The organism is uncultured Cyclobacterium sp. (genome assembly GCF_963976465.1).
In the GTDB taxonomy this organism is placed as follows: Bacteria; Bacteroidota; Bacteroidia; order Cytophagales; family Cyclobacteriaceae; genus Cyclobacterium.
In genome coordinates, this window is record NZ_CAXBOC010000540.1 from 1 (window position 1) to 3,544 (window position 3,544).

Genomic DNA, 3,544 nt, shown 5'->3' on the forward strand with positions numbered 1-3,544 from the left:
TTCTTTGCAAGGTGTACTCTCTCAATACTTTATCCCTTCCTTTCTTTCCGAAGTCTTTTCTCAATTGAGGGTCAAGTATTAGTTTTTCCAAGGCACTAATCCACTCTTCGGAAGTACTGGCCAAAAACCCATTCTCCCCATTATTAACCACCTCTTTGTTCATTCCTATAGGAGAAGCCACCACAGGTAAGCCACAGCCCATGTACTGAATTAATTTATAGGCACACTTCCCATTTTCCCAAGGGCTATCCGGTAAAGGCATGATGCCGATATCCATTTTATGGATGGCATCCACCTCCCATTCTTCTGTCCAAATAACTGACTCCAATTCCCCTTCAAACTTTATTTTGCTCATACCATTAACCAATATAAATTTTATGGAGTAAATTTGATGAAGCCAATTAAGAACCGGCACCACGGGTTTCAGGTATTTTATGGTGCTTGGGGAGCCAATCCAGCCAATGGATATGGTTTTACTTGTTGGATCACAAACTTTTTCTTTATACCTATTTACATTTATCACCGTAGGAAATATCGAAACATTAGATGCGCCGGCCCTAGTAGCTCTATTCTTTAAGTACTCATTTCCTACCACTACTCTACTTGCCAAGTTCATCACCTGGTCAATTTTTTTAGGCATAAGTAGACCAACCATTCGGTTATTACTTAGGTCATAATTATGAAAAACAGCATCGTCATAATCCACCCAATATCCTTTAAAGTTAGCAAGCATCCACTCTGCATATGCCGGTAAATAGGGGAAAATTTCCTTTTCAATAATTATCAAATCATACCTATGAATTGTGAACAGCAAGAAAAATCTACGGAAATAACATTTCAAAACATGCCAAATACCAGGAGATTGGTGGCTATAAATATTATCAAGGTATTGCTCAGTAAAAAAAGAATGGACAGCAACGGAATATCCCATCTTTTCCCATAAGGGCAAAAACTGGTAAGTTCTTAATCTGCTACTAGCCCCTTTTCTGGGATATTTAGGCAGAAATAACAAATTTCTTTTTTTCAAAGTATATTAAAAAAATAAAGTATTAGATAGCATTTTTCTTTTTGGCATCAATAATGGCTTGCCTGCGTTGAAAGAATTTTTTCCGGTCCAAGCTCCTCAGGTAAAGGGTGTATTTTTTATGCGTGATCAAGTAAAAACAAAAAAGCAAAAAATAAATCATCAACATATTTTTCATACGCATGGCAATACCCAGATTACTTAATGCATTCATAAAGGCAATGGTCACAGGAATAAAAGTTATCATCCCTGCTTTCAAAAAAAGTGGCATGTCCCGAAGGGCTTCCGGAGACCAATTTTTATAAATAAAAAAACTCAACCACAAGTAAAGCAAATTTTCAAAGGAACTAATAAAGCTAACAATATTATGAGCATCAAAAAACAAGGGTCTAAACAAGTATGTAAATAATTTCATAGGCCAGGAATAAGAAGAAATATTTACACCAGAGCCAACATGCGCTGTATTCAAGTTCCCAACTTTACTTTCTGAAAATTGTTGCAATGTAGCAAGATCAAAATTCTCGATTTTTAAGGCTTCCAACGTATAAGAACTCATGATAATAGAGGCTACGAATGCAAGTGTTGCTAAACTAAATTTATAGGATCTATTTATATCCGATCCCAAAATAAGTGCTATAGCAGAACCTCCAATGATGGCTTGTCCCATATGAGGTCTAGACATATAAATAAAGAAAAAAGCTACTGCTGCCTTCCACCATCGTTCTTTGTATTGTTGAAGGCTAAAGAAAAACCATGCTATTGCCCAAAAAGACAGGGCATCTTTACCGACACCTGAGGTCCAGAAATGAAAGTTGGCAAGGTAGAATACGGTTGGAAATAATGGAATTTTCAGAATTTCATGATTGGTTGGAAAATGTTTATAGGTCATCAAAAAAATATATCGGATGCCAAGGAATCCGAGGAAACCAAATAAAATATTTCCAGTAATATAAGATAGGCCCAATATACGACTTGGTATGTAGGTAAGCCATAGGATGAATGTTGTGCCTTCTCCAAAATATTTCATCCAGGAGGGGTCATGAATTTTAACCTGCTCCATGGTAAATCGCCAATAACCCTGGCTATCGCCACCAAAATTTAAAATATACCAAGTAAAAAAAAGGCTAAAAAACAAATGATAAAACAATAAGTAATGAAGGTGTACGCTGTATTTCGCCGGTAATTGATATTTGATACTAAATCCATTATTGGAATTAAAGGCCATTACCAAAAAAACCGATATCACAACGATGTCTAACAAGGTTTGCTATATTTTTCAATGTATATTGTCTGGTATAAATGTTGTATTATTTCGGTATAATGACTAATCCCAAATAATGACCTGGCCCGCAAAAACCCAGCCTCCCCCATATTTTTTCTCAGTACATTATCTTCATACAACCTAATTATACTTATTGCTAAAGTATTTATATCATTTGGTTGAAATAAAATACCCGTTATTTCATCTTGTACAACATTTTTTAACCCCCCTACATTTGATGCTATTACAGGTAATTTGTAAAACATAGCTTCTGCAGCGACCATACCAAAACCTTCATTAGCACTTGGAATGCAAAAGCAATCCATCAATTCATAAAAACTGGAAGTATCTTCTCTGAAACCAACAGTGATAAATTGATCTGATATACCTTTTATACATGATAAATTTCTTAAATCATCGAGATCAGGGCCATCACCTATTAGCAATACTTTAATAGTTGGTTTGTTAATTTTTTCTAAGGCCATTAAAATTGAAGAAAATCTTTTTACTTTATCATGGACTCTTCCAACAGCTCCAATCACAAAGTCTTCTGCAGAAAGCCCTAATTGACTTTTCGTTATTTTCTTTTTTTTGGCTTGCAGGTAATTAAAATCAATACCATTACTAAGCTGAAAAATCTTACTTTCCGGAATATTTACACGTGTATTAAGAAATTCACATACAGCAGGGGAAATGCCAATAATTTTATCGGCAGAGGAAGCCAGTAATCTTTGTAAAAAAATGGCCTTCAATGACCTGTTGGAAGGGTCGGAAGTTTCTTCTAAAATAATTCCTTTAACTTTTCCAAAAAAACCGCCTACTGCGGCCATACACATTCCTTCAAAAACAGCGCCATGAACGATATGGGGAGAATAGTGTTTTATAACATTTAACACTTTTAGGTATTTTGAAGGTTCAAAAGGTGAACCAAATTGTCCGACTTCAATAATTTCAATACCTTCCTCTTCTAAAGCTTTTTTTATAGGTCCGATTGCATTGGTACAAATAATCTTTAAATCAAATTTAGTTTTATCCATATTGCGTGCAAATCCAAGCCGTAAAACCTCTACACCACCTGAGGATATAGTTTCAATACAATGTAAAATCTTAATTTTTTCCACCCTGAATTTTATTATTTTTTACTCTAAAGATTTATACAATTCTATCAAACGGTTTCCATAATTTTCTAAAGAAAAAAATCTAGCTCTCTGATAGGCTTTATTTCCGATTTCAAGCCTAATTTTATAAGGTAAATTGGC

Annotated in this window: 3 protein-coding genes; all 3 read right to left on the minus strand. The window is 34.8% G+C overall.

Annotated features, from left to right (window positions below):
• Positions 1-1,027, minus strand: a 1,027-nt coding sequence (locus AAC037_RS21785; protein ID WP_339905579.1) for a glycosyltransferase family 4 protein, incomplete at its 3' end; no start/stop codon positions are given.
• A 22-nt stretch (positions 1,028-1,049) separates the two neighbouring features.
• Entirely contained in the window at positions 1,050-2,285 is a 1,236-nt protein-coding gene (locus AAC037_RS21790) for a hypothetical protein (RefSeq protein ID WP_339905580.1), read from the minus strand.
• Positions 2,279-3,406 carry a glycosyltransferase gene (locus tag AAC037_RS21795; protein WP_339905582.1) on the minus strand — a complete coding sequence of 376 codons (1,128 nt, stop codon included), beginning with the start codon at positions 3,404-3,406 and terminating at the stop codon, positions 2,279-2,281. Before AAC037_RS21795 ends, AAC037_RS21790 begins: the two co-directional genes overlap by 7 nt.
• Between the last annotated feature and the right edge of the window lie 138 nt (positions 3,407-3,544).